Origin of the sequence: Bradyrhizobium sp. Ash2021 (genome assembly GCF_031202265.1) — a bacterium.
GTDB lineage: Bacteria > Pseudomonadota > Alphaproteobacteria > Rhizobiales > Xanthobacteraceae > Bradyrhizobium.
The window spans coordinates 733128-757627 of the sequence record NZ_CP100604.1 but is presented as its reverse complement, the minus strand read 5'-3'; the positions used below and the strand labels follow the sequence as shown (position 1 = coordinate 757627).

Genomic DNA, 24500 nt, shown 5'->3' with positions numbered 1-24500 from the left:
CTGTCACCGACGAGATTCGGCCGAACATGACGGAAAAAGCTGATGAAACCGTCATTGCGAGCGAAGCGAAGCAATCCATGGGGCAACAAAGAAAGTATGGATTGCTTCGTCGCTACGCTCCTCGCAATGACGGAGAGGGCGCGTCAGGCGCGCACGCGCGGCGCCACGTTCTGCTCGAGGCCGGCCTTTTGTTCCGCGGCCACTGCCCGCTGGTAGCCGTCGCGCGCCTGCAATCGCGCCCAATAGGCGGCGACGTTAGGTCCGAATTCCCTGGCCAAACCGATGTTTTCGGCCAGCCGGAGGGCGTAGCCATTGACGATATCCGCCGCCGTGAAGCGCCCGGCGCACAGCGTCTCGGCTTTGCCGGTCGCGGCTTCGACAGCGCGCAGTCGGCCGAGGAACCACTTGGCGTAATCGCCGGCGACCTGCGGATTGCGCCGCTCCTCGGGTTCCAGCTGACTGTAGCGGAGCACCAACGTTTGCGGAAACGTCAGCGTCGCATCGCTAAAGTACATCCAGTTCAGGAAGGCGCCATAGGCCGCGTCGTCGACACCGACAACCAGCGACGTCGGGCCGTATTTGGTGCCGAGGTAATGGCAAATGCCGGAGGACTCCGTCATTTTGGTCTCGCCGTCGACCATGAAGGGAATGGTGCCGAGCGGATTGATCGCGAGATATTCCTTGGCGAACACCCGCGGCGGAAACGGCAGCATCTTGAGCTCGTAGGGCAGGCCCAACTCTTCCAGCATCCAGAGCGGACGGAACGAGCGCGCGCCGTCGCAGTGATAAAGCGTGATCATCAGGCGTTTCCTTTTTGGCCCGTTCCAGGCAGTGTACCCATCATCTTGCATAGCACCGTCAGCATCACCTCGTCGGCGCCGCCGCCGATCGAGGTCAGGCGGCTGTCGCGATAGGCCCGGCTCACCGGCGTCTCGTTCATAAAGCCCATGCCGCCCCAGAACTGCAGGCAGGCATCGGTCAATTCGCGGCCCAAGCGGCCAGCCTTCAGCTTGGCCATGGTCGCAAGCCGCGTCACGTCCTCGCCCGCGACCAGCGCTTCGGCGGCACGATAGATCAGCGCGCGCAACAGTTCGACCTCGGTCTGCATTTCCGCGAGCTTGAAGTGCACGGTCTGGTTATCGAGGATGGTCTTGCCGAATGCCTTGCGGTTTCGCGTATATTCGATGGTCTCGGCGATGATGAATTCGTGCGCCTTGAGGCAGGCCGCCGCGCCCCACAGCCGTTCCTCCTGGAACTGCACCATCTGGTAGGTAAAGCCCTTGCCCTCGTCGCCGATGCGGTTGCGCTTGGGCACCCGGACATTGTCGAAGAAGATCTGCGCGGTATCGGACGAGCGCATCCCCATCTTGTCGAGTTTGCGCGCGACCTGCACGCCCCTGGTTTTCATCGGCACGCAGATCAGCGACTTGTTGCGATGGACCTGCCCGTCGCTGGTGTTGGCCAAAAGGCAGATCCAGTCGGCCTGCACGCCATTGGTGATCCACATCTTGCCGCCGTTGATGACGTAATCGTCGCCGTCGGAGCGCGCATTGGTCTTGATCGAGGCGACGTCGGAGCCCGCACCCGGCTCGGAGACACCGATGCAGGCAACCGCATCGCCCGCGATCGCGGGCGCCAAGAATTCCTGGCGCACTTCGTCGGAGCCGAACCGCGCCAGCGCCGGGGTCGCCATGTCAGTCTGCACCCCGATCGCCATCGGCACGCCGCCGCATCTGATGGCGCCGAGCTCTTCCGCCATCATCAGCGCAAAACTGTAATCGAGCCCTTGGCCGCCGAATTCGACCGGCTTGTTGAGGCCGAGAAAGCCGAGATCGCCGAGCTTCTTGAACAATTCGTGCGAGGGGAACTGTTCCGCCTTCTCCCATTCATCGACGAACGGGTTGATTTCCGCGGCGATGAACTTTTGCAGGATACGGCGGGGTTCGTCGTGGTCGGCGGTGAAGAGCATTTTGCTTCCTTGTCGTTCCGGGGCGGCGCGAAGCGCCGAACCCGGAACCTCGATATTGTTTAACTTATCTCTGGATTCCGGGTTCGCGCTACGCGCGCCCCGGAATGACGGCTGAGGGTAAGAGGCATCCCGCTCACAGCCCCATCTGCCTTGAGGCAAGATCCTTCATGATCTCCTCGGTACCGCCGCCGATGGCGTTGACCTTGACCTCGCGGTAGATCCGCTCGACCTTGATGCCGCGCATGAAGCCGGCGCCGCCGAAAATCTGCACCGCCTCTGACGCGCAGAACGCCATGGTCTGGGTCGCCTGGTTCTTCATCATGCAGATCTCGGCAACCGGGCTTTCGCCCTGCCCGAGCCGCCACGCCAGCATCTCCAGCATTGCCTGCGACGCCGCAACCCGCTGCGCCATATCGACCAGCTTGTGGCGGATCACCTGATGCTGCGCGATCGGTTTTCCAAATGTCTTGCGCTCCCTGGCGTAGGCGATCGCCTCCTCGACGCAGACGCGGGCGTAAGCCGTGCAGCTCGCCGCCATGCCCATGCGCTCGCTGTTGAAATTTTGCATGATGAGCTTGAAACCCTGGCCCTCCTCGCCGAGCAGGTTTTCGACCGGCACGCGACACTCGTCGAAATGCAGCGTCGCGGTATCCGACGCCCACCAGCCCATCTTTTTCAGTTTGGTCCGTGACAGGCCCGGCGTATCACCTTCGATCAGGAGCAGGCTGACGCCACCCGCGCCTTCGCCGCCGGTACGCACCGCGACCGTCAGATAGTCGGCGCGCATGCCCGAGGTGATAAACGTCTTCTCGCCGCTGACGACGTAATGATCGCCGTCGCGGCGCGCTTTGGTGCGGAGATTGGCGACGTCCGAGCCGCCGCTCGGCTCGGTGATCGCGAGCGCCGAGATTTTCTTGCCTGCCAACACCTCCGGCAGCACCCGCGCCTTGATCTCGGGACGAGCAGCGCGCGCGATCGGCGGCGAGCCGATGGTGTGGCTCATCAGGCTTGCGCTGACGCCGCCGGCGCCGGCGCGCGCCAGTTCCTGCGAGGCCACGATCTTCATAAACTGGTCGGCGGCGACGCCGCCATATTCCTCGGGAAAACCCAGCCCCAATAGCCCGATCTCGGAGGCTTTTGCGTACAGCTCGCGCGGAAACTCGCCGGCTTCGTCCCATTCGCTGGCAAAGGGCTCGATTTCGCGGGCCACGAAGCGGCGCATCATCTCGCGGAACGCTTCATGTTCCGCCGTATAGAATGGGCTTTGCGCCCGTGTCCGCTCCAGCATAGTGGCCTCCCTGGGGTCTAAATTGCCCTGATTTGGCCGGCGCAACTTGCGTTGAGCGGCTGACTTTTTCCTTGCCGCGCCAGAGCGCAGCGTCGGCGGGTTGCGTCTCGCGTCCAGCAACTGAACGCAAGACGGATTCCTTAGGCCTGCCCTAGCCTGCGGCCAACAAAAATAACACAAAATCGGCGCTACGCCGGGAGGATCGAACGTGATCAGATCGAGCAGCGTTGCCCCGGCCGTATTTTTGGCGGCCTCCCTGTCGCTTGCCGCATGGACGCCGGCCGTGGCGCAGCAGCCAGGGATCACCGACACCGAGATCAAGTTCGGCAACATCATGCCGTATAGCGGCCCGGCCTCGGCGCTCAGCGTCACCGGCAAGGTGTTTGCCGCCTATTTCGACATGATCAACGAGAGGGGCGGCGTCAACGGGCGCAAGCTCAACATGATATCGCTCGACGACGGTTTTTCGCCGCCGAAGACGGTCGAGGCGACGCGAAGGCTGGTCGAGAATGACGGCGTCGCCTTCATGTTCGGCACCATGGGCACCGCGCCGAGCTCGGCGACGGCTAAATATCTCAACGGCGCCAAGGTGCCGCATCTGTTCCTGATCAGCTCGGCGTCGAAATGGAACGAGCCCGCCACCCGGCCCTGGCTGATGGCGCTGCCCTGGGCGCCCAATTATGTCGAGGAGGCCGGCATCGAGGTCCGCTATGCGCGAGCCAAAAACCCCAACGCGCGCTTTGCGATCCTTTACCAGAACGACGACGCCGGAAAAGATTATCTGCGCGGCGTCAGGCAAGCGCTCGGCGCCGATGCCGACAAGGCGATCGCGATGGCGACGAGTTTTGAAGTCGCCGACCCGACGGTGGATTCGCAGATCCTCACGCTCGCCAACACCAAGGCCGACGTGTTTCTGATCTACAGCGTGACGCCGCGCGCCTGCGCGCAGGCGATCCGCAAGGCCTACGAGACCGGCTGGCGGCCGACGCGCTTCATCGCCTCTGGTTGCGCCAACAAGGACACGGTGATGGTGCCGGCCGGCCTCGAGGCGGCCTCTGGCATCATGTCGGTGGTGGCGCTGAAACCCTACACTCCCGACTCCAAAGACGCCGGGCTCGTCGCCTATGCAGACTTCATGAAGTCGCGGTTGCCGAATGTCGATCCCGCCAACTTCGCGGCCGGCTATGGCTACATGGTCGCCCAGGCGCTGGTCGTGGTGCTGGAGCAGTGCAAGAACGATCTGAGCCGCGCCAACATCATGGCCCAGGCCGCCAACCTCAAGAACGTGTCGCTGTCGATGCTGTTGCCCGGCATCACGCTCAACACATCGCCGACCGACTATCGTCCGATCAAGGACGGTTACATGGTCGAATTCCGCGACAACCAGTTGGTCGTCATCAGCGATCTACTGCGCGGCGGGTCGTGAACGATGTCCGAGCTTGTCCGGCATCTTCTAACCGGACATGCCGCCGACATGCCGAGTTCGGCGCGATTGACCCATAAGTGAAATAGCGGCCGAGGTCGGAGGTACCGGCATGGTACTCCCGCCGAACGCGAAGACCCCATGCTCGCCGCGTGTTATCGTTCATTTCACCAGGCTGCCTTCGCATGGAGGTCCGTATGCCAGTGATCATTGGACGTCGGGAATTGATAGCTGCGCTTGGTGGCGCGGCGGTATGGCCGCTCTCCGCGCGCGCACAGGAGGGCGGGAGAAAGTACACGATAGGCATTTTCAGCGCAGGCAGCGAGCATGCCGAGATCTCCGCGCTGAATGCAACTTTTTTCGAGGCTCTGCGGGAGTTGGGATGGGTTGAAGGGAAGAACGTCGCGTTCGAGCTCCGCTACGCCGAGAATCGGCTTGAACGGTTGCCCGAACTCGCAGCCGACCTGGTCCGACGCAAAGTCGATGTTATTGCGGCAGCCGGAACTCTCACACCATTAGCGGCCAAGCGAGCTACCACGACTATTCCGATCGTAATGACAGCAGCGGGCGACCCGTTGGGGAGTGGACTCGTTGCCAGTCTGGCGCGACCCGGCGGCAACGTCACGGGCATGAGCCTGATGGCGCCGGACCTGGGGGCCAAGCGACTCGAATTGCTAAAAGAGGTTCTGCCCCGACTCTCTCGCGTGGCCGTGCTTTGGAATGCGGACAATCCTTATTCCGTGCTCGTCTTCAACGAGACGCAGGCCGGGGGACGGACATTGGGGATAGAGGTTCGATCCTTGGAGGTGCGAGGACCGGACGACTTCGATAGCGCATTCGAAGCTGCGGGAGGGCTGCGCCCGGATGCGTTGATTACGGTCGAAGACCCTCTCACGGCTGATCATCGAACGCGCGTCGCGGAATTCACCACTCGGCAGCAATTGCCGTCGCTTCATGGAATTCGGGAATTTGTGACAGCCGGCGGCCTCATCTCCTATGGACCAAGCATTGCTGATCTGTTTCGGCGCGCCGCTAACTACGTCGACAAGATTCTCAGGGGTGCCAAGCCTGCCGATCTTCCAGTACAGCAGCCAACGAAATTCGAGATGGTCATCAACCTCACGACCGCCAAGGCGCTCAGCCTTGAGCTGCCGGCGAGCGTCCTTGCTCGCGCGGACGAGCTGATTGAATAACGACGTTATGTCCCTTGTGGCCGATACTGTTGCAAAAGCCTTTTTGCGGCAGGGAACTCAAATTCTCCGAGCCGTAGGCGCGACGATCGAATAATAATATGGGGGACTACGCCGCCGCGCGCCAAACTCACAGGCGATTCCGCTAACGGGTTCGAGGCTGCAGGTCGACGATTGTCGCTTGTTTCGTCCTTTGGCGGAAATTCCGCCGCAGGACTTTTTGGGACTTTTGCAACACTATCTGCCAACAGGTGCCATTCGAGCCAGCAGCGCACATTCATTGCCGCTTTCCTCCTGTAGCGCCCGATGTCTTTCAGGCGTTTGGCGATCGTGTTTTTTGGAACCGCTGATCACTCACCCTGACTGGGCCGCCCCACTTTGGTGGAGTGACGGAAGTTCGAGAGTTGTCATGGCCTCATCGGGCGGCTTGCAAACTCCGTCGGGGTGAATCTCGTTGAGGCTCGTATACGGCCTGTTGCGGTTATAGTGGTTCTTGAAAAAAGTCAGTGTGACTCACGTAAGATCGAAATAAAAATTGTGGCACGCACTTCCATTTCGATTTTTAGCGCTACTTTATGAAAAACGCTGACTATCCGCGCGCCCGAGCCTGGCTTGGGCGTCGTGCTGTTCCATCAAGGGGGGAACATCAAGGAGAGAGCGATGATCCTAGTGAAAACCCGAAAACTTCTGGCCGGAGTGGCAGCTGCCTCCGTCATCCTTGCGTGCGGCTTTGCCTACGCGCAGCAAGGCCCCCGCGGCAAGTCGAGCTACATGCAGGTCGAGATCACCGAGCCGTTCTCGGCGACCTTCGCCAGGCTGTCCGCCCAGAAGCCCGAAGTCACGCGCGAGCACATGGCGCTTCTCAACGAGCGGTACGACCTGAGCAACCGGCCCGTCGCAGGGGTTACGATGGACCGCACCAAGCCGGTGCAGGAAGGAGTTCGCGTCAAGCTCCCGGCGGGAAAGACGTGGGAGGCTCTTGCGGCTATGAGCCCGGAGCAGATTCGCGAGCAGAACGCGTTTCCCAAGGGATTCTATCCGTTACCCCACCCGAAGCATTCGGAAGGCGGTTTCGTATTTCCGCACTTCCTGATCGACGAGATCAAGCGCCAAGAAGGCGGCCGCGATCTCACGCGTTTCGATGTCGAATACGACATTCCCGATCATTTCCTGCCGGAATTCCCGCCGGCGATCTACCTCAATCAGCGCACCGACCTCGGTGACGTCTCGCAAGGCAAGCTCGTCAGCATCGAGAACTATTACGAGCTGTTTAACGGCATTCTCCCTCCCAAGCAGATAGAAGGTTTGCGCCTTCTGGTGACGCCGTTCCCGCAACAGCAGTTCAATGAGACCGAGGACCGCCGCTCCGAGAAGCCGAGCCGCGGCGCAACGTGCTTCGACTGCCACTCGAACGGCCACACCAACAAGGCCACGCATCTTGCTCCAGACGCCCGTCCGCAGGAATCCCGCCATCGCGTCGTCACCCCGACGCTGCGCGGCGTGCAAATCCAGCGGCTGTTCGGCTCGCAGCGTGCGCTCAAGACCGTCGAGGATTTCACCCAATTCGAGCAGGCCGGAGCCTATTTCGACGGTGACCAGGTGATCGCCACCAAGAAGGGTCTGAACCCCCTCAATCGGATCCTCCAGGTCGACCTGATGGCGGAATTCCAGGAGGAACTGGGCTTCCCGCCGGCACCGAAACTCGACGTGTTCGGCAGGCTCGATCCGAGCAAGGCCACGCAAGCCGAACTGCGCGGCCAGGAGGTCTTCTTCGGCAAGGGCCGGTGCAGTGCCTGCCACGCCGCGCCCTATTACACCGACAACCTGATGCATGATCTCAAGACCGAGCGCTTCTTCAAGCCGGAGATGATCAACGGCATGAGTGAAGTCGGTGACGGAGCCGTCAAGACCTTCCCGCTGCGCGGCATCAAGGATTCGCCGCCCTATTTGCACGACGGGCGCCTGCTGACGCTCGATGATTCGGTCGAGTTCTTCAATTTGGTGCTCGGCACCAAGCTGACCGGCGAGGAGAAGCGGGATCTGGTTGAGTTCCTTCGCACGCTCTGACCGACGCGGCGCTTCAAGATCGCGACCGCGAACTACGTCCGCGGTCGCCGCCAACGCCAGTTGAGGCGCGATGGATATACCTTCAAGAGCATACAGACAGGGCATACAGACAGGGAGGGGTGCGTTCCCGGTGCTTGCGCGATCTCCGACTTGAGTGCGGAATGCGAGCAGTCATGGCGCGTGATCAAGGTCATTCGGCTGGCGCGACCATCGTCGACGCCGGCAAGCGATTTGGAATGTGCAGAAACAGCGCGCAAACGATCGCGGCGATGAGGCCGAGCAAGGCGAGTCCATAGAGTCCACCCGCGTAGCTGCCGGTCATATCTTTCATGAGGCCGACATACCAGGGCCCGAAGAAGCCTCCGAGATTGCCGATCGAGTTGATCCAGGCAATGCCTGCCGCAAGTCCGGGGCCACTGAGGAACATGGGCGGCATGGCGAAGAACGGGCCCTTGGAGCCATAAAAGCCCATCGCGGCGATCGACATTCCGACGAGCGCCCACCAGGTCCCCATCGTCATGCCGGCGATGACCAGCCCTACGGTCGAGAACACGCAACCGATGAACAGATTCCAGCGCCGCTCGTTCATGCGATCGGAAATGCGCCCCCACACCACCATGGCGATACCGCCGCAAATATAAGGGATCATGGTGAGCCAGCCGACCGTCATGTTGCTGTAGTTACCCAGCGACTTGATCATTTGCGGAATGAAAATAAGCATGCCCAGGCTGGCAGTGACGATGCCGACATAGTTCAACGCCAGCAGCAGCACCTTGGGATTATAGAGAGCCTGCCACAGCGTGAATTTGCGCACCGCCTCGGTGGCGCGGCGTTCGGCGGCGATCCTGCTGACGAGCCAGTTGCGTTCTTCCACGGTCAGGAATTTTGCCTGCTCGGGGCGATCCGTGAGCACGAAAAATGTCAGCACCCCGATCACAGCGGTCGGGATCGCTTCAGCGATATACATGACCTGCCAGCCCCGCAGACCGAACAAGCCATCGAGGCCGAGAAGCCCGGTCGATATCGGCGCGCCGATCGCCACCGCGACCGGCAGACCTACCAGAAAGCCTGACACGATGCGGGCGTGATGATGGCTCGGGAACCAGTAGGTGAAGTAAAGGATGATGCCAGGAAAGAAACCGGCCTCGGCGACGCCCAACAGGAAGCGCACGATCGCGAAGCTTGTCGAATTCGTAACGGCGGCGGTGCAGCCCGCAAGTATCCCCCAGGTGATCATGATCCGGGCGATCCATATTCTGGCGCCGATCTTTTCCAGGATCACGTTGCTCGGGACCTCGAAGATGAAATAGCCCCAGTAGAACATGCCGACGGCAAACCCGAAGGTGCCGGCTGACATGCCGATGTCGCCGCGCATGGTGAGGCCCGCGAAGCTCACATTGATCCGATCGATATAGGCAAGCACATACGACAAGACGGCAAACGGCAGCAGCCGCAGATACACTTTGCGCATGGTCGATCGTTCGAGCGTACGGTCCATTGTTCCCTCCCCCGAGGAATTCGTGGCCAGCCGAGCTTGTGCCGAAGTGTTTTTCTGACGGTACCACGCCGAAAAGGTTAGCTGCGATGCAATACATGCGACAGCGTTGCTGTCACAACAGAGTGCCGAAATTAATCGAACCCCTTTTCGAACCCATTTGAGGATTTCCAGTTGTCTGGGGATCTCCAGCATCGAAAGGGAGTTCAACCATGAAGATCGTCGTGATCGGCGGCACTGGCCTGATCGGCTCGAAGACCGTCGCCATTCTGCGCCAGGGCGGCCACGAGGTGATCGCCGCCTCGCCCAAAAGCGGCGTCAACACCATCACCGGCGAGGGGCTCAAAGCCGCCATGGCCGGCGCGCGGGTGGTGATCGACCTCAGCAATTCGCCCTCATTCGAAGACAGGGCGGTGCTGGAGTTTTTCGAGGCTTCCGGGCGCAACCTTCTCGCGGCGGAGACCGCTGCCGGCGTCCAGCACCACGTCGCGCTATCGATCGTCGGAACCGACCGGTCGCCCGACAATAGCTATTTCCGCGCCAAGGTCGCGCAAGAGAAACTGATCGAGGCCTCCGGCATCCCCTACACCATTATCCGCGCCACCCAATTCCTGGAATTCCTCGGCGGCATCGCCGCTTCAAGTGCGGATGGAAACACGGTCAGGCTTTCGCCCGGCCTGTTCCAGCCGATCGCGGCGGATGACGTCGCGCCTGTCGTCGCCGAGGTCGCGCTCGCGGCGCCGCGAAACGGCATCGTCGAGATTGCCGGCCCGGAACGCGCCCCATTCAACGAAATTGTTGCCCGCTATCTGAAGGCGGTCGGCGACCCGCGCGAGGTGGTGCGTGACCCCGAGGCCCGCTATTTCGGCAGCCGCGTCGAGGAGCGGTCGCTGGTGCCGTTGGGTGAAGCGCGCCTCGGCCGCATCGGTTTGGACGAATGGCTCCGCCGCTCACGGGCGGTTGCCTGATCCGTAACCTCACACCGCAAGATCGGCGCCGGTCATCATGTCATAGGCCAGCAGTTCGGCGCCGGTCTCCGTCGCATCCATGATCCGCCTGCCGATCAGGTCGCGCAGCGTCTCGGAGGTGCCGCCGCCGAGCGTGCCGTAGCGCGCGCCGCGATAGAGCCGCGATACCGGATATTCGTCGGTGAAACCGAATCCGCCGTGCAACCGGATCGCCTCGCTGGTGACCCGGTTGGACATTTCGTTGCAGGTGATCTTGGCCACCGCCGCCAGGAAAGCATCGGGAAACGGATTGGCGGTGATACAGGCGCGATAGAGGATGCTGCGGGCCGTCTCGATCTCGCGGTACATCTCTGCCAGCTTCCACCGCACGCCCTGATAGTCCCCGATCGCCTTTCCGAACACCGTTCGGTCCCTGACATAGTTGCGGGCTTCATCAAAAGCCCCTTCGGCCAACCCAAGCGATATGCTCGGATTGAGGCAGCGCTGCGTGTTGAAGGCGTTCAGCAGCTTTCGAAAGCCGTCATCGCGAACCACGAGATTCTCCAGCGGCAATTCGCAATTGTTGAACTGGATCTCGTGGAGGTTTTCGCCGCCCATCGTATGGTAGGTCCCGGTCACCTCGAAACCCGGCGTGTCGGGCTCCAGCAGAACGCAGCCGATACCCTCGCGGCCGGGCTTGCCGTCGATCCGCGTGAAGATCACGAACATGCCGGCTTCCCTGGCCCGGCTGATCAGCGTCTTTGTCCCGTTGAGAATGACGCGGTCACCCCTGATGACGGCGTTGGTCCGGTAGTTCGCGACATCGGTGCCGGCATGCGGCTCGGTCATGCAGACGGCCAATATGCAGTCGCCGGAGACCACCTTCGGCAGGATTCGCTCGCGAATAGCGTTTGGAGCGTAGGTCGCGATCACCCGGGTCTGAACCCCGGCCTCACCGAGGGTGGCCATTGCGGTAACGTAACAGGTCTTCGCAATCTCCTCGAGCACCAGCGCCGTATCAAATACCGCCAAGCCAAGGCCGCCATATTCCTCGGGGACCGACATGCCGAGCACGCCGATATCGGCGAGCTTCTTCATGTTTTCCCAGGGAAAGGTACCATCCATGTACTTTTGCGCGTTTGCCTTGAACTCTCCCTGAGCGAGGTCACGCACCGCTTCGACCATCCGCCGTTGCTGTCCGGTGAGTTGGAAGTCCATTGCCTGTCCCTGAAAATGGCTATGACTCGAAAATGCCTGTCGCGGATACGACGATTATAGGTCATTTTCGGTACGCGGTTGCCATAACATCATGCGCCGGGAAAAACCTGTCATGATCAGGAGTGCAGCTTTGCTTGCCGCAGCGCTTGTATTCACAAGCCCGGCCGCGCGCGCGCAAACCTATCCGTCCAGGCAGATCACGCTGATTATTCCATTTGCGGCAGGGGGCTCGAACGACCTGGTCGGCCGCGCCATCGGCAAGAAGCTGACCGAGGCGTGGGGGCAGCCGGTGGTGGTCGAAAACCGCGCCGGCGCGGGCGGCCTGATCGGCACCTCTGCCGTCGCCGCGGCGCCGCCGGACGGTTACACGCTCTTGCTGGTGTCGCCGACGTTTTCGATCAGCCCGGCGATCAGGAAGACCATGCCGTTCGACACGGTCAAGGATTTTACGCCGGTGGCCTTCATTGCCCGCGGGCCGCTGCTGATCACGGCATCGAACAAGCTCCCGGTGCAATCGGCCAGGGAATTGTTCGCTCTGGCCAGGAGCAAACCGGGCCAGATCACCTTCGCGTCGGCCGGTCTCGGCAGCATCAATCAGATTTCGACCGAGCTCATCGCGCTTTCGGCGAACGTCAGGTTCACGCACGTTCCCTACAAGGGCGGCGCGCCGGCGCTCAACGATCTCGTCGGCGGCCATGTCGACATCTTTGTATCGAGCCTTCCGCAGGCGCTGGAGCTCGTCCGAAGCGGCCAGGCCAAAGCCCTTGCGGTGACAAGCGCCAGGCGAACGGCGCTGCTCCCCGATGTGCCGACGCTCGAGGAGTCGGGGCTATCAGGCGTCGATCTGGGGTCCTGGTGGGGCATTGCCGGCCCGGCCGGGATGTCCGGAGATGTCGTCAACGCGCTCAACGCGGAGATCGGCAAGATGCTGACCTCACCTGAATTCGGCACGTTTCTCAGCAATGAGGGCGCCGAAGCCGAAGCCATGACGCCGCGGCAATTCGGAGACATGATGCGTCTGGAAACCGAGCGCTGGATCAAGGTCGCGCACGAGGCGAATATTTCGATCGACTAGCGCCGTGGCGGTGCCTGCATCCGGCATGGCGCAGGCGCCCTCCATCGGCCGGCACTAGCCTTTCTTCGGCGACCAGCCATAAGCCTTGGCGCAGGCTCCGCCCATCAGCATTGCGCGCTCGGTGTCGCTCAGGCGGTCAGTCTTGCGGAACGGTTCAACGGCCTGCTCGTAGCTGACGACTGCGAAAGCGCGCGTCCAGTCCGTGCCCCACAGGCAGCGATCGAAACCCCATGCATCGAATATCCGAGCAAGCGGATCCCAAATGTCTGGATACGGATACGGCGCCTGAGACAGCGTGCAGGCGCCGCTGACCTTGATCACGGCGTTCGGGCGCCTCGCGAGTTCCAGCACCTTCGGAAGGTCGGCCCAAGGCTCGGGCGGCGCGGGAGGTGTGCGCGGTTGCAGGATGCAGAGATGGTCGAGGATGAATTGCGTATCGGGATGGCGATCGATGATCGAAGCGCCCGCTTCCAGATTGCCCCAGCACAACATGTTGACCGGAAAGTCGTGGCGAACGGCTGCGCGTGCGATCCGGTCGAGGCTCGGATGGTTCGGATCGCGCTTCGCCTCCTTCGTCATCATGATGCGGATTCCGACCGTGCCCGGCGTTTTCTTCCATTCGGCAACGACATCGGCCACATCAGGATCGTCCGGGTCGACCGGCTTGACGATACCGAACCGGCCGGGATGGGCTCGTTGCACTTCGACGGCGTAGCTGGCGTCGTATTGGTACATGGAGAAGGCGGAGATGAAGATCGCGCCGTCGACGCCGACGTTGTCCATCGCCGCCACCATCTCGTCGCCCGTGACGTGATCGGGCCAGTTCGGCACGCTGTGCCAGGGCCGCTTCGGCGTGTTGGCCTCATAGGCGTGGACCTGGGAATCGATAATCGGCATCGGAGCAGTTCCTTATGTCTCAGGCTTTCGGACATTGCGGCAGGTTCAAAGCTCCGCCGTTCGGCGGCTTCAAACCGATTGTATCACGCCGCGCGTTGGCCGCGCCGCGATCAGGTTGGTCAGGCCACTACCTCAATCGCGTTGCCATTGACGCGGGTCTCGCCCTTCAAATTGTCGACCGTCACGTGTGTGTCGTACCAGGTAAGGCGAGGCCGGACCCCAAATCGCTCAGTCAATTCCACCACGCGCTCCTCTGTGAACCATGCTTGCGCCGATTCACGGCTGTCCCAGAGATAAACGCCGCCGGTGCCGCTTTCACCATTCAGGTAGTCCTTTCGGATCAAACCTCTCCTGGCGAGGCCGCGATAGATCGGCGCGGTCGAAGTGCCTCCTTTCACCGCCTGCTCCTCCGTGCGCTTTGGTAAATCGAACTGAACGACAACGATGCAATTGGGCATGGATGGTTCCTCGCGTTAAGTCGGCAATGAGATCATGCGTTAATTCGGGGACACGGTCAAAAAGCCGACCTCGCGGCGATGACCGCTCTGGCGCAAAGTGGACGTTCGCCGTAGTCGCGATGAGTGCGGAGTGCCAGAACCGGCCTTTGCGTACACCGTTAGGGCGGTGGGCCCGCGTTGCGACACCGGGTTGCCGCGTTTCAGCGCGCTTTCAAGGGAAGGACAAAGATCTGGCCGGGATATATACGATTTGGATCTCGAATCCGGTCTCGGTTTGCTTTGTAAACGACCGCGTATCGCGTACCCACGCCGTAGGTGACACGGCTGATGCGCCACAGGCTGTCGCCACGAGATACGACCGTGGTCGTCATCTTGGGCTCGACCACGGGGGACGATGAACCTCCATCTGACAGACGGGCGGCAGCAGTTGCGCGCGGCAGCTCTGAAACAGCAACGTCCTGCCGCTTCGCAATATGCAGAGGAGGTGGCGAGAGCAGGCGCGCTTGAGACGACCTGGTGGCGCGATCCAGTGATAATCGATTGGTCGCCGCCGTCTCTGGAACATTCAACGGCACTTCAGCGCGCGATCGGTTCACGCCGGAACTGGACTCTGTCTCGGCTAACGCGACCACCACGCCTTGTTTGGATGTTGCCATGGCGCCGTCGGGCGATCTGGACCTCAACGTCAGCTTGTATTCCCCAAGAGGCAGGCGGGGAGGGATCATAACGAATTGTCCAGATTGATCTGCGGTCGCTCCATCAAGGCGCTCGCCGTTTCGCAACAGTTCCACAATCGCTCCTGGCGCTGCCCTGCCAGCGATGACTGCGTCGCCCGTTCGCTCAATGCGGGCAATGTCGAAGACGGGCACAGATCCGTCGGTGACCGGCGGAGGTGGCGAAACGGCAAGTTCAGCTCCCATGGCGTTTGCGTCAGCTTGCGCTGTTGCGAGCGCCGCCGAGCTCTCATCTCGAGCGCTCGATCCAGGTGACGAAACCGTTGGCGCCGCGGTTGCGGCGCTCGTTTCAAGCGGTGGCTCGCGCCGTATCTCCGTGATGCCGAAGACAAGGGCTGCACCACATGCTGCAACAAGCGCGAGAGACGGCACGACTATTCGGCTCATCGATGTGGCAGTCATATTTTACGCGATCCTCAGCCAGATCATCACCAGCTGACCCTGCGCTGATTTTTTCCACTCATCAAGTCCGACTAACCGGATATTCTATCGGTCAGTTTTGCTGACCAATGCACATCGTGGAGAAACGCGGATAGGCCGTGTGAGCCCTCGCGATCTGTGCAGAAGCTTGACGTCTGCCTGTGGCGCAAAGCGGCCAGCCAGCGGGAAATCGCCGCCGAACTGCGAAAAGGACGATCGCGGCTAAGGGCGCTTCCGCACTGCCCAAGTCGATATCCCGTGCGGCGAGCGCAGCATCGCCACGCTTGTGAGTTCGTCGTCCGCCGCTATTTTTTGCACATCTGTTTGGACCGGGCGTCGAACCTGGCTACAGGCCTATCCGTCTGCCAAAGCTCCACGTCGTGGCTGTCGACGAGCCGCCTGGCGGATTTGATGGCGGACTCATCATCAACACAATCCAGCTGAACCACGCCAATGGTTCGGTCGTGTAGCCCAACGATATATGCACAATAGATCGGCATCTTGGCCTCCAAGCAGCGCGAAATGCCTCATGGGCGAATTGCCGGAAATCCCACGCGCAGGACGACGCGAATACGTCAAATGCGCAATCGGGACGCCGGGCCGTTCGTCGGAGACACGCCCCACGGTCGATGAATGCTTGCCTGCAAGATGACCGCGAGAGTGTTTGAATTCGAGGGGATTCACCTTGTCCTTTTCTAAAAGCGGAATAGTGCCGCCCGGTCGCAGATATCCCTCCGAAGCAGGGAGTGGCTGTGGCGAAGGCTATGCTCATGGCGACCTTATGCGGCTCATATAAAACCGGGGTTGCAGCGCTCTCGAAATCAAATCTCGCCCGGAAGATATTAGCCCATGTGAGTCAAGCCATCTCGCATGACACGCCGTCTGCAGACCTGCGAAACGGAGTAATCGACAGCACGGAAGCCTTGCCGCTTCGCAAACGATTCGATCTCCACAAGGCCCCGGTCCGCGCCTGACGGGCGAGAACGAACGAAAGCAGGTGAGTTATGTCTTCCCCTCAGGTCACCACTGGCGACAGAATTATTGATCCGATGATCGCGCTCGCGGGTTGCTCGACGCGCCAGCGCGTCGTGGTAGCCGGCTCGAAGAGCATGGAATTGATGCTGGAGTTGCACCGGCGTGGATATTTGCTGGCGGCTGCGGCGGGCAATTGCGGCCGTCCAACCGGTCAGTACGACGTTGCGCTTGTGGATTGGCGGCGACGCACGCTTCGCTCGCTCGAGACGACGATGGACTGGTTGATGAATTTCCTCAGCCCTCGCGCTGTGCTGGTTGTTTGGGTTGACGCACAGAAACCAACGGCGAACGAAAGCCTTCGCGCCTCTGTGGCGAAACGCGGCTTCGTGATCGTGCGCGGCGCCGTGCATGAATGCGGTTGCGCGCTTTTGGCGCGACGATCGCAGGACTATCCGGTCCAAAAGGCGGCGTAGCGCGCCGTTCGATGATCGGAATAGCCTCGAAAGGGAATCCAGATGGCCAGGCCGAAGGCACGACGTGCCATTATTCGCGAGTGGATGGCACTTGCGCGCGAGAAACGACGATCCGGCCAGCAGGCACTGGCTTTTGCAAAAGCCGCGATCCAACGACACAGCCTGCCGCGCAGCCGCCGAACGCCGCATGACGTGATCATGGGATGGCTGCGACCACGCACCGGACGACCCTGATTTGAGGCAAGGGGTTACCCGGAGGCTGCGAGTGTGTTTTGGGCTGCTTCCGGCGCAAAACGGTCGTTTCGCAAGCGATCCGGAAGCAGTTGGGCTGGACTGTGCACTTAGATTTGAATCGCCTCCCAACAGCCGGCCGTCTATGGTGTGCTTATGTCGCGCTTCGTGTTTTTGTCGATTGCTATCGTCCTATCACTGCTGCCGGTCGTCGCGCCGGCTGCGCCGGCTCATGACCGGCCGGCGCCACGCTGGCACGGCTACGGCTTCCTGCCGGGATATCATCAACCACCGAATAACAGCCTTCCAGCTTACGCCCAGAGAGCTTCGGTTTCGCGCATGGCGCGCCACAACCGGCGCCCTTGGTATATCGATCCAGTCCCAAGTTATTACGGGTACGATGGCGACTGGCACTATTTCGGCCGGCCTGGCTTTTACGGCGGTCGCTACAATGGCGGCAGCTTTGGCCCTTGCTGGACTCGGACGCCGATCGGGCCGAGCTGGAATTGCGGCTGATCAAGCTATTGCTTAAAGACCGCGCGCGCGTGCATCCGTTTGCCGGCAACGGCGGCTTATGCAAAAGGCGATGCTGCGCGCAGCGGAGCTGCACGCAGCATTTGGCCAAAGTCGTTCCGGTTGGCTGAGAGAACGCCTAACGCCCTTCCGGCCCGCGATGGTGTTCGTCGTCGTTATCATCCCCGTCCGGCTTGATTTGGGGATCGATGCAGGCAAAGTTTGCGGCGTCATTCGTCAGCCCGGCGCCCTGATAGGCCGCAATTTGCGGGTAGGGACACAGCGGACGGGTTCCTCCGGTCGGAAAATTCCTTGCGACCTGCGGATCAAACAGTCCGCCAGGTGGGTACGGCGAGCTGGTGTTCCTGTTAGCCGCCACGATGCGCTTGGGCGCGACGCCATTTTCGACCCAGGCCGTGATGGCGTTGAGTTCGTTCTCGGCAAAGCTGTCGGTGGCTGCGCCGCCGCCGCAGTGAGCCATATTGGGCACCATGAAGAGCCTGGCGAAATCGCTGGCGTCGCCATTCATGCGCCGGTTCATTTTCCGATACCAGCGAGCGATGGCAGATCCCGAGAAGATGCCGTCATTCACAGAGGAGGAAATGATCAGCTTGCCGCCATGGCGCTTGAATGGGCTGAGATCGGTCGACACCGCGGCCATGAAGTCCATCGAGCTTTCGGGGTAGGCCTTGGTCTCGGTGAAGATGTTCGGCGCGTCGGTATCGAAATTGAAGTGGAACACATAGGCTTCCTGCCCGGCAGGTCCTCCGACCGGCGTCACAACAGGAGGCGTCTGGAAGATCATCGGCAATGCTCCCGCCCCCAGCGTGAGATTGATCGCCGTGTTCACACCCGGGACAGGTGCCGTGACGACATTCCAGGCGCCCCAGCCCGCACCGCCGGCGGTGGGTGGCGTCCAAATTCCGGCATCCCAAAACCAGTTTGAGTAGAGCCGTTCGCCATCCGAGTTGACCGGTCCGGCGTAGATCTTCTTCAGCGCGCCGACCTGGGCCGAGGTCAGGCAGGTGCCACCATGGGGCGTGCTGCCATGCGGTCCAATCCCGCAGGTGTAGTTTGCCAGCGCCGGGAACACCCTCTTGTTGGTGCAGGCATGGTAGTTGTCGATGATGCCGTCCACCAACCCGTCCAGCGCATCGCAAGCACTCAGGATAGCGGCGGAGGCGACCTGGAGGTCCTGGGGCGGAAAGGTATCGGGAATAAAGGGTTGCCCGTCGGCGTCCTTGCTGGTTGCCAGAGTACCGAGCACCTGCTCGTTCCAGGCCTCAGCCAGGCCTGCTTGCGGCAGGTTGAAGCCGGGGTTCTGTGAAATGACGCCGTCGAACAGAAATGGGAATTTCTGCGAGGCGACCATGGCATCGCGACCGCCGTTCGAGCAGCCCATGATGTAGGAGAAACCCGCCTCGAGGCCATAATACTGGGCGATGATCTGCTTCGAAATCGTCGCCGTCTTTTCAATGCCGTTGTAGCCGTAGTCGCTGCGGGCCTGCGCGTCGATTGCGAAATGTGCCGAGCCTCCGGCATTGGCGTCGTCGTCCTGATATGAACCGAGCAGGCTGTCCGGGCTGTCTTCGTGGCCGCCGTCATCGGCTGCTACGGCCCAGCCCTGGGCGAGTTCGACGCCCGCGGCGCCCATTGGATCACTGCGCAGGCTGCCGTCGGTGCCGCCGCCGCCCATCATCTCGAAACGCCCATGCCAGGTGTTGGGAAGGTTGAGTGCAAAGCCGATACCGTAGGTGAAATGATCGGGATCCTGCGTGCTGGTCCGCTTGTTGATGATGCCGATGACGTTGCAATAACCCGACTTTTGGGTCGCGCTCAGGATCTGGGCGTTCGGCAGCGTGAGTCCCGTAAGACCCGCGCAGGACGCGCGCGGGGCTACACCCGATGCCGGTAGCGCGCCGGCCACGCCGAGCGACGCCCAGCTTGCTGCAATTGTCGATGCCAAGAGTAGTCGCTTCATAGACACCTCCCTCACTTCGTTATGCTTGATCAGAACCGGTAACCACTCGATGCCGCAGTCGCCTTTCGCAAGACGGTCGGCGGGATCAATGAAAATGTCATCGCAGGTTGAGGGCCTCGACGCGCGGCCTTGCAACGTCGCGCGGAATTCGATTCCTGCATTGTGGTGGAGGGGCGCGCGCGATCGAGGTCATTTCGCGACAATGCCGCGAAATGTTGCACGGGGCAGCGCCCACTGATCGTGGAGGGCATGGACGTTCTCTCCCATCGAGCTGCTCTTTTGGGGCGGCAGCGCTTCGCGGTCATTGACCTGCTGGCTATCAACGTAGCGAATGCCATGTAGCCTTGTCAACATCGGCGCCTGATTATTGGACGGTTGGGGCGCGCCGCGAACGAAGTCTTGCAGTGCCCCGTGAGACGGAGGCTCGATCCCGGCAACCGTAAACCCCGACGCCGCATTCGCTTTTCGATCGGAGGGGGCTGCGATAGACTGAAACGAATCTCGGGCCTTCGGCTCGGTGAGGCAGACTTGCATGAAGGTCGTTTGACGATGGAGCCGGAAAACCCGCCCGCCCGGGCGCGGACTGCCAAGCGGCCGCGCCGGGTTGGCATCAAAGCGAAGCCTTCAAGACCGAAGCTTCGAACGCCGCAGCCGCGAAAGCCGTTGCGCGTGAAGCCGGTCGCCTTGGGTAGCTTGTCGCAGTCGCTCGGTTATCGAATCCGCCGGGCTCAATTGTGGGTCTTCAAGCAGGTCAGCCGAAAATTGGCCGCGCTTGACATCAGCCCTGCGCAATACTCCGTTCTATGCGTCATCGATGCCAATCCCGGGGTCAATCAGCTCGCCATCGCGCAGGTCCTGTCCATCGAACGCGCGGGTTTGGGGAGACTGGTGGACCACCTCGAGCAGCGCGGCCTGGTGGGGCGCACCGCCTCCGCGATCAACCGACGCTACTACGTGTTGCACCTGACGGACGCGGGCACGAATTTGCTTGCCCGACTCCAGTCGGGCGTCGCCGAAGCCGAAGCCGATCTGGCCAAGAAAGTCGGAGCACGCGCCTATCGGCAATTGCAGCAGGCGCTGTCGATCTTCTTGAATGATTAGTTGTGATCTGCTCTGAGGCGACAGCCGAGCCCAAAACGCCGCCAAGCGATCAGCTTTCCCGAAGGCGCGATTCTGAGCGACGCTGCCCCATTATTGCGGAGAAATAGCTGGAGCGGGCGAAGGGAATCGAACTTTCGTATGCACTTTCGGAAGTTACATACGATGCGGCTCAGCGATGCGGAAAGACAATCGCGATGGCTGCTCATGGCGCGAAGCGGCCGTTCATGGGTAGTCAGAGTTCGCAACCGTTGGAGCAGCGGCCGTCGCCAGTGCGCGCGGCGCGGCCAAGGCTCGCCAATACAGCGGGCATCGAGCAACGCGCCTGTGTCTGCGTTGAGCTGCCATTTTCACGCCCCGTTCGCCTACGACGCCGGCCGCAGCCGCGATGGCGAGGCAAGGCCTGCGAGCAGCACCGCCAAAATGCCGGTCAGGAATATGCCGTCAAACGTCCCTGCGCCACCGATGGAAGCGATCGGCGCGCCAAGGCTGCCGATCTTGTCGAGATTGAAAATATCGGCGCCGATCAGCGTTCCCATGGATCCGCCTATATAAGCCAGCGGCGCTGCATATTCGCGGGAGAGGACGAGGGCAAGGATCGCCGTGGCCACGACCGGCACAAAGACCGGCACGGCAATGCCAATACCGGCTACTGGCGTCGCCGTGGAATGAACAATGAAGGCGATTACGGCGACAGCGATCGCTGCCCTGGGCCAGAGTTGATAGCGAAGCACGAGATAGGCGGACATCAATGTCGGAATCACCGCACCGCCGACATTCACAGCCAAAATGGTGCTGGGCGAAACCACGAATGGCACCACATAGCGCATGCCGAAGAAGTCGACGATTTGCCCCGATCTGACCGGCGGACCGGGCAGCACGGTGATCGGAAGATTGAAGTAGCTTCCGATCAATGAGCCGAATAGGAGAAGGAGTGCGACCCCCGGACCTACCCCGAGCCGCATATAGGCATATCTAAGGATACGGAGTTGGATCAGGATGACCAGCGCCAATGCCAAAAAAACCAGGATCGAAAAAAATCCCGGAGTTAGCGGCAAATAGTGAACCTGGGGATCATCCATGAGATCGACGGCTTGGTTTGGTTCGGGCAGAGACGGCGCTAGGTGGCCGCTACAACATCACACCAAGCCAGCACGGGGGCAAGGTGGGTGACCGGGCAATGACGCTGTAGGGCCATTGCTTAGGTAGGATCGCCGCGCGCTCTGTCGCCTCACAATATTTTGCGTTGGGATTGATCGCGGGCAACACCCAGGGCCCAGGCACGTGCACTAACGCGCACCATTCTCGCGGCCGTCATTCAAACCGCGCCGGTTTTCGACCTCGTTTGCGCCGGTCGCGGCTCTATGTAGACCTGCTACCCACGCTCAAGTCGAAAACCATTTTGCTGCCGGACGCGGTTGGTAAATCAAACTCGCTTCGCTGGAGCGGCGTACGTCACGCGGTGGCAAGGAAACGATCGACCATAGCCCGGGCGCTCATGACGACGTGGCGAACGTGGTGGCCGGCGTCGCCGCTGCGCGGTCAATCGGCATACGGTCAAGGTGACGGAGCCGAGGCTTTAGCTGCACTGGCGATTTTCTCGATTGCACACCGCTTCATTGACCTTCGCCACTTGGGTGTAAGCGTCGACCGCGTGAGCTACAAAGATACCAGCGCTAAACAGGGCTAGAAATGCCGCGACTGCTTCAATCAATTTGAGGTTCCTTAAGGTCAGTGGCAACGCCCCAGCCCAGAAGCATCAACATCCCCGGCAGATCGAATTTATCATTTTGTCGATATTCGCGTCTTCAGGGTCGATAGCGGGCTTGATATCAAGCAGGGGGCGGCCCCCGCCATCCGAGGAAAGCGCTGTGCCCGACGAGTTGGTGCCGGGCGCGGCAGCGGTGGTGCCGAAGGCGCCGCCCATCATGGACATATGAGACGATCCCATGCCGTGTGCTCCTCCCATGCCGTGCGCTCCTCCCATGCCGCCGCGGGCAAACGCCGCGGTGGTTGAAAGGCCAACGCAAAGGGCGATGCCAAGAACGGAAAGCTTTTTCATGCCGAGACTCCTCGTTGGCGCCGGCCGGCGGGCGGCTCTGAAGGGATTTCGATTGCGCCGACCCTCGACACCGCCGCGGAAGTGATCATCCTCGCTTTGTCGCTATCCTGCGAATCGTTGCCTGGGCGCAAGTCGTTGAGGATACCAGCCGTACCCGCGACTGCGACGATTACAGCCACAATCACGGGTATTAAGTCATCGCGTCGGTTTTTTGTTTGAGCGTGGACGTTCATGTTCTGCGCTATTCGTTGCTCGATGTGCGTGAAGCTGATGTAGGTTCGCAATCCGCCGACACCATTAAATTGAATTTTAATCCGTGCGTTTTGAGGGGCACAGGAGCCCGGTATCGAAGGTATTCGACTTATCGTGAAGTCGTTTCAGCTTGGGGAGGTGGCCGCGCGTGCGCACATATCGGCGTGATTATCGGTGATACCTGAGCAAATACGATGCGAGCGGTTCTGGCCGTAGGCCTTTTGATCACTTTGTGTGCTTCTGCCAACGCCGCGCCGGTGCATCGCTTCCAACCGCGCGAGGGTCACTTACGCCCGGTCCAACGTGTTACCGCTCCTGCGCCGCGATTCGCGGTTCCCGGATGGACCGACGAAGAGACCCGACAGTGGCTGTACAACGGCAGCGCCGGCTCTGGCTTGGGCTGATAGTCGCCAATCCCGCCCGATATTGACTATTCGCCCGGGCGCCCACTACGGCGTCGCGAACGTGGTGGCCGGCGTCGCGATGGGGGCGAACTTAGATCGCAAGGGGGTTTGGAGCGTGATGAGCCAATGACGACGTTCCTACCCACAGGCATTCAATGCACCATCACGGTCGCAGCTTTCGCCTGCAAAGTGTGCGCCTGGCGCGTGACCAAAACGCTGACGAAATCTTCTCGCGAAATGGCTGTAATCGTGAAAACCCGATGCGTACGCAATCTCCCTGAGCGCCTGATTTGCGCCAAGGGCGGATTGGCGCTGTAGAAGATGCGCGGCGTAATCTAGACGGAATGAATAGATGAATTCACTGCACGTAGAGCCGCGCTCCGTAAACAGTTTCTGGAGATAACGCAATGAAATCCCCGTTCTTGTCGCCACCTCGGAAGGATCGAGATCGGGATCGACGAAGCCGTCCTTGATGACGCCACGCACGCGCATGAACAGCTTGTCCGAGTGACGCGCTGGCGCCGGATCACTCGGCGCAAAAAGGGCGCCCACAAGATCATGGACCGCGAGCCGCATGTAGCATTCAGTACGCGAGGGGGGTACTTCTTCTTCCCCGGCATTGCGGATCAAATCAAGGAGAAGGCGGCCGACAACCTTTCCGTTGCGCCGGTAGAGCCCACCCCGCGGCTCGAATCCGAGATGCGATACCAGGGCCTGGCGCGGCAAAAGAAGAGCCATGGTATTCCAGGACTCGCCCGCGTTGCCGGCAAAAAATGTGGTCGGCCGACCCACATCCACGAGTACAACATCGCCGACACCGAAGCGCACGGCATCTTCGTTGTGGGTCATTGCTGAGCGGCCCGCGAGTTGAAAGAGCACGACATAGTGGTCTGCGCCATCGACGCGAACATCCCGGTGCGTGCGCTCGACCACATAGGCATTGCAACCGACCTCAGCCGCAATGAGCCCGTAGGCACTAATGGGACGCACCCAGCCGGCAAACGCTTTGGGGTCGACCACCTGCGGGTCGAACCGCCCGCCCATCTTTCGGATCTGCTCTTTCCACGCCTCGAAATGCAAATGTGGTGGAGCAGGGATCATGGGAGCCTCCACTTCTCAAACAACACCCGGCTCGTGGCTGCCGATAGGAACGGTGGGCGCCACACGGAGTGCAGGTTGGCGACTGCGCTTCTCTCAAACGGGCAGCTGCCTGCTCCTCCGCTGAGGTGAGCAAAGTCTCGGAGGTTCATTGGCCAAAATGAGGACAGCCGAGATCACGTCTTATCAAATTATGTCGGGGCGAGCGAACCCTGTTTACCCTCCACCCCGC

General features: G+C 61.1%; 21 protein-coding genes. 8 read left to right on the top strand and 13 right to left on the bottom strand.

What is annotated here, in order from left to right; all coding sequences use genetic code 11:
- Positions 1–143: 143 nt before the first annotated feature.
- The 3 genes from NL528_RS03550 to NL528_RS03540 form a co-directional block, all read right to left on the bottom strand.
- Positions 144–800 carry a glutathione S-transferase gene (locus tag NL528_RS03550; RefSeq protein ID WP_309181341.1) on the bottom strand — a complete coding sequence of 219 codons (657 nt, stop codon included), beginning with the start codon at positions 798–800 and terminating at the stop codon, positions 144–146.
- Positions 800–1969 (bottom strand): acyl-CoA dehydrogenase family protein, encoded by a 1170-nt coding sequence (locus NL528_RS03545; protein WP_309181340.1) that lies wholly within the window; start codon positions 1967–1969, stop codon positions 800–802. The genes NL528_RS03550 and NL528_RS03545 overlap by 1 nt, the downstream gene beginning before the upstream one ends.
- A 133-nt stretch (positions 1970–2102) precedes the next feature.
- Positions 2103–3257 (bottom strand): acyl-CoA dehydrogenase family protein, encoded by a 1155-nt coding sequence (locus NL528_RS03540; RefSeq protein ID WP_309181339.1) that lies wholly within the window; start codon positions 3255–3257, stop codon positions 2103–2105.
- Positions 3258–3468: 211 nt separating this feature from the next.
- Here NL528_RS03540 and NL528_RS03535 point away from each other — a divergent pair, with 211 nt between their 5' ends.
- The 3 genes from NL528_RS03535 to NL528_RS03525 all read left to right on the top strand — a co-directional run bounded on the left by NL528_RS03535 (position 3469) and on the right by NL528_RS03525 (position 7937).
- The gene (locus tag NL528_RS03535; RefSeq protein WP_375144123.1) at positions 3469–4683 is read left to right on the top strand and encodes an ABC transporter substrate-binding protein; all 1215 of its coding nucleotides are present in this window, start codon (positions 3469–3471) and stop codon (positions 4681–4683) included.
- A 194-nt stretch (positions 4684–4877) separates the two neighbouring features.
- Positions 4878–5873 carry an ABC transporter substrate-binding protein gene (locus tag NL528_RS03530; RefSeq protein ID WP_309181337.1) on the top strand — a complete coding sequence of 332 codons (996 nt, stop codon included), beginning with the start codon at positions 4878–4880 and terminating at the stop codon, positions 5871–5873.
- 657 nt (positions 5874–6530) lie between these two features.
- Entirely contained in the window at positions 6531–7937 is a 1407-nt protein-coding gene (locus tag NL528_RS03525; RefSeq protein ID WP_309181336.1) for a cytochrome B6, read from the top strand.
- Between the two features lie 190 nt (positions 7938–8127).
- Here the strand turns inward: NL528_RS03525 and NL528_RS03520 are convergent, their stop codons facing one another.
- Positions 8128–9435 carry an MFS transporter gene (locus NL528_RS03520; RefSeq protein WP_309181335.1) on the bottom strand — a complete coding sequence of 436 codons (1308 nt, stop codon included), beginning with the start codon at positions 9433–9435 and terminating at the stop codon, positions 8128–8130.
- A 209-nt stretch (positions 9436–9644) separates the two neighbouring features.
- On the opposite strand from NL528_RS03520, the gene NL528_RS03515 reads away from it, so the two are divergent.
- Positions 9645–10400, top strand: a complete 756-nt coding sequence (locus tag NL528_RS03515) for an SDR family oxidoreductase (protein WP_309181334.1) — start codon at positions 9645–9647, stop codon at positions 10398–10400.
- A gap of 9 nt (positions 10401–10409) precedes the next feature.
- On the opposite strand, the gene NL528_RS03510 is transcribed toward NL528_RS03515, so the two are convergent.
- Positions 10410–11597, bottom strand: coding sequence for an acyl-CoA dehydrogenase family protein (locus tag NL528_RS03510; protein ID WP_309181333.1), 1188 nt, complete (start codon positions 11595–11597; stop codon positions 10410–10412).
- Between the two features lie 112 nt (positions 11598–11709).
- Between NL528_RS03510 and NL528_RS03505 the strand changes: the two genes are divergently transcribed.
- The gene (locus NL528_RS03505; RefSeq protein ID WP_309181332.1) at positions 11710–12672 is read left to right on the top strand and encodes a tripartite tricarboxylate transporter substrate binding protein; all 963 of its coding nucleotides are present in this window, start codon (positions 11710–11712) and stop codon (positions 12670–12672) included.
- A 54-nt stretch (positions 12673–12726) separates the two neighbouring features.
- Here NL528_RS03505 and NL528_RS03500 read toward each other — a convergent pair whose 3' ends face one another.
- From NL528_RS03500 to NL528_RS03490, 3 genes are all read right to left on the bottom strand, one after another.
- Complete coding sequence (locus tag NL528_RS03500) at positions 12727–13569, bottom strand: amidohydrolase family protein (protein WP_309181331.1); 843 nt, start codon at positions 13567–13569, stop codon at positions 12727–12729.
- A 119-nt stretch (positions 13570–13688) separates the two neighbouring features.
- Positions 13689–14027, bottom strand: a complete 339-nt coding sequence (locus tag NL528_RS03495; RefSeq protein ID WP_309181330.1) for a monooxygenase — start codon at positions 14025–14027, stop codon at positions 13689–13691.
- A gap of 200 nt (positions 14028–14227) precedes the next feature.
- Positions 14228–14947, bottom strand: a complete 720-nt coding sequence (locus NL528_RS03490; RefSeq protein WP_309181329.1) for a LysM peptidoglycan-binding domain-containing protein — start codon at positions 14945–14947, stop codon at positions 14228–14230.
- Between the two features lie 1238 nt (positions 14948–16185).
- Between NL528_RS03490 and NL528_RS03485 the strand changes: the two genes are divergently transcribed.
- On the top strand, positions 16186–16629 hold the full coding sequence (locus NL528_RS03485) for a hypothetical protein (protein WP_309181328.1): 444 nt from the start codon (positions 16186–16188) through the stop codon (positions 16627–16629).
- Between the two features lie 387 nt (positions 16630–17016).
- Entirely contained in the window at positions 17017–17376 is a 360-nt protein-coding gene (locus NL528_RS03480; protein ID WP_309181327.1) for a hypothetical protein, read from the top strand.
- Between the two features lie 136 nt (positions 17377–17512).
- On the opposite strand, the gene NL528_RS03475 is transcribed toward NL528_RS03480, so the two are convergent.
- Together NL528_RS03475 and NL528_RS03470 are read right to left on the bottom strand one after the other, a co-directional pair.
- Positions 17513–19354 carry a tannase/feruloyl esterase family alpha/beta hydrolase gene (locus NL528_RS03475; protein ID WP_309181326.1) on the bottom strand — a complete coding sequence of 614 codons (1842 nt, stop codon included), beginning with the start codon at positions 19352–19354 and terminating at the stop codon, positions 17513–17515.
- A gap of 189 nt (positions 19355–19543) precedes the next feature.
- A complete protein-coding gene (locus tag NL528_RS03470) occupies positions 19544–19888 on the bottom strand; it encodes a hypothetical protein (protein ID WP_309181325.1) in 345 nt (114 codons plus the stop codon).
- A 15-nt stretch (positions 19889–19903) separates the two neighbouring features.
- On the opposite strand from NL528_RS03470, the gene NL528_RS03465 reads away from it, so the two are divergent.
- A complete protein-coding gene (locus NL528_RS03465; protein ID WP_309185330.1) occupies positions 19904–20455 on the top strand; it encodes a MarR family transcriptional regulator in 552 nt (183 codons plus the stop codon).
- 362 nt (positions 20456–20817) lie between these two features.
- On the opposite strand, the gene NL528_RS03460 is transcribed toward NL528_RS03465, so the two are convergent.
- The 3 genes from NL528_RS03460 to NL528_RS03450 all read right to left on the bottom strand — a co-directional run bounded on the left by NL528_RS03460 (position 20818) and on the right by NL528_RS03450 (position 24271).
- A complete protein-coding gene (locus tag NL528_RS03460; protein WP_309181324.1) occupies positions 20818–21534 on the bottom strand; it encodes a DUF1614 domain-containing protein in 717 nt (238 codons plus the stop codon).
- A gap of 677 nt (positions 21535–22211) precedes the next feature.
- Positions 22212–22514 carry a hypothetical protein gene (locus NL528_RS03455; protein ID WP_309181323.1) on the bottom strand — a complete coding sequence of 101 codons (303 nt, stop codon included), beginning with the start codon at positions 22512–22514 and terminating at the stop codon, positions 22212–22214.
- Between the two features lie 794 nt (positions 22515–23308).
- Positions 23309–24271: a helix-turn-helix domain-containing protein gene (locus NL528_RS03450; RefSeq protein ID WP_309181322.1), complete on the bottom strand. Its 963-nt coding sequence runs from the start codon at positions 24269–24271 to the stop codon at positions 23309–23311.
- Between the last annotated feature and the right edge of the window lie 229 nt (positions 24272–24500).

What these genes read in the sequence shown, in the direction of transcription:
- NL528_RS03550 (WP_309181341.1), bottom strand. Translation starts at nt 800, where the DNA reads ATGATCACGCTTTATCACTGCGACGGCGCGCGCTCGTTCCGTCCGCTC.
- NL528_RS03545 (WP_309181340.1), bottom strand. Translation starts at nt 1,969, where the DNA reads ATGCTCTTCACCGCCGACCACGACGAACCCCGCCGTATCCTGCAAAAG.
- NL528_RS03540 (WP_309181339.1), bottom strand. Translation starts at nt 3,257, where the DNA reads ATGCTGGAGCGGACACGGGCGCAAAGCCCATTCTATACGGCGGAACAT.
- NL528_RS03530 (WP_309181337.1), top strand. Translation starts at nt 4,878, where the DNA reads ATGCCAGTGATCATTGGACGTCGGGAATTGATAGCTGCGCTTGGTGGC.
- NL528_RS03525 (WP_309181336.1), top strand. Translation starts at nt 6,531, where the DNA reads ATGATCCTAGTGAAAACCCGAAAACTTCTGGCCGGAGTGGCAGCTGCC.
- NL528_RS03520 (WP_309181335.1), bottom strand. Translation starts at nt 9,435, where the DNA reads ATGGACCGTACGCTCGAACGATCGACCATGCGCAAAGTGTATCTGCGG.
- NL528_RS03515 (WP_309181334.1), top strand. Translation starts at nt 9,645, where the DNA reads ATGAAGATCGTCGTGATCGGCGGCACTGGCCTGATCGGCTCGAAGACC.
- NL528_RS03510 (WP_309181333.1), bottom strand. Translation starts at nt 11,597, where the DNA reads ATGGACTTCCAACTCACCGGACAGCAACGGCGGATGGTCGAAGCGGTG.
- NL528_RS03505 (WP_309181332.1), top strand. Translation starts at nt 11,710, where the DNA reads ATGATCAGGAGTGCAGCTTTGCTTGCCGCAGCGCTTGTATTCACAAGC.
- NL528_RS03500 (WP_309181331.1), bottom strand. Translation starts at nt 13,569, where the DNA reads ATGCCGATTATCGATTCCCAGGTCCACGCCTATGAGGCCAACACGCCG.
- NL528_RS03495 (WP_309181330.1), bottom strand. Translation starts at nt 14,027, where the DNA reads ATGCCCAATTGCATCGTTGTCGTTCAGTTCGATTTACCAAAGCGCACG.
- NL528_RS03490 (WP_309181329.1), bottom strand. Translation starts at nt 14,947, where the DNA reads ATGGGAGCTGAACTTGCCGTTTCGCCACCTCCGCCGGTCACCGACGGA.
- NL528_RS03485 (WP_309181328.1), top strand. Translation starts at nt 16,186, where the DNA reads ATGTCTTCCCCTCAGGTCACCACTGGCGACAGAATTATTGATCCGATG.
- NL528_RS03480 (WP_309181327.1), top strand. Translation starts at nt 17,017, where the DNA reads ATGTCGCGCTTCGTGTTTTTGTCGATTGCTATCGTCCTATCACTGCTG.
- NL528_RS03475 (WP_309181326.1), bottom strand. Translation starts at nt 19,354, where the DNA reads ATGAAGCGACTACTCTTGGCATCGACAATTGCAGCAAGCTGGGCGTCG.
- NL528_RS03470 (WP_309181325.1), bottom strand. Translation starts at nt 19,888, where the DNA reads ATGCAAGTCTGCCTCACCGAGCCGAAGGCCCGAGATTCGTTTCAGTCT.
- NL528_RS03465 (WP_309185330.1), top strand. Translation starts at nt 19,904, where the DNA reads ATGGAGCCGGAAAACCCGCCCGCCCGGGCGCGGACTGCCAAGCGGCCG.
- NL528_RS03460 (WP_309181324.1), bottom strand. Translation starts at nt 21,534, where the DNA reads ATGGATGATCCCCAGGTTCACTATTTGCCGCTAACTCCGGGATTTTTT.
- NL528_RS03455 (WP_309181323.1), bottom strand. Translation starts at nt 22,514, where the DNA reads ATGAAAAAGCTTTCCGTTCTTGGCATCGCCCTTTGCGTTGGCCTTTCA.
- NL528_RS03450 (WP_309181322.1), bottom strand. Translation starts at nt 24,271, where the DNA reads ATGATCCCTGCTCCACCACATTTGCATTTCGAGGCGTGGAAAGAGCAG.